Source organism: Ruegeria sp. AD11(2025) (assembly GCF_056542405.1).
In genome coordinates this window covers 1-703 of sequence record NZ_JBQFZU010000130.1, presented here as the reverse complement: position 1 = coordinate 703, position 703 = coordinate 1, and the positions used below count along the sequence as shown (strand labels likewise).

Sequence of the window (703 nt, the reverse complement as noted above, 5' to 3'; positions counted from 1 at the left end):
GTCAGGATAAATTTAGATGTTGGATTTTGCTTCCTCAACGACTTCGGATAACAGATCAGCGGAACAGCCGGTTCCGCACCGGGCGCCTCTGGGCCTGTATTCGGGTCTTGGCAAGCGAGCCTTTGACATCGCGTTTGCGCTGCTGCTGCTGCCGGCTGTTGCGCCGGTCATCGCGCTGCTGTGGTGCCTCGTGCGCCTGGACGGTGGCCCGGGCTTTTTCGGTCATACCCGAGTGGGTCAGAACGCCAAGCCGTTCAAATGCTGGAAGATTCGCAGCATGGTGGCGGATGCCGAAGCGCGGCTGCAGGCCTATCTGGACACCAATCCCGAAGCCGCAGCCGAATGGGAACGCGACCATAAACTGACCGATGATCCGCGCATCAACCGGCTGGGTCGCATCCTGCGCAAGACCAGCCTGGACGAGCTGCCGCAGATCTGGAACGTGCTGAAAGGCGAGATGAGCTTTGTCGGCCCGCGCCCTGTTGTGGCCATCGAACTGGTCAAATACGGCAGGTCCGCTTCGGCCTATCTGGCGCAGAGACCGGGGATCACCGGGCTGTGGCAGGTCTCGGGGCGCAACGACATCAGCTATGGCGAGCGGGTCGCGCTGGATGTTGCCTACCTGAACCGGCGCAGCTTTCTTAACGATATCAGGATCATCTCCCAGACCGCCTCAACCGTGCTTCGCAGAACCGGAAAGTAA

1 protein-coding gene is annotated in these 703 nt (G+C 60.6%); it reads left to right on the top strand.

The window, feature by feature from the left end:
• Positions 1–16 precede the first annotated feature (16 nt).
• Positions 17–703 (top strand): sugar transferase, encoded by a 687-nt coding sequence (locus ACR1XY_RS24690; protein ID WP_480597487.1) that lies wholly within the window; start codon positions 17–19, stop codon positions 701–703.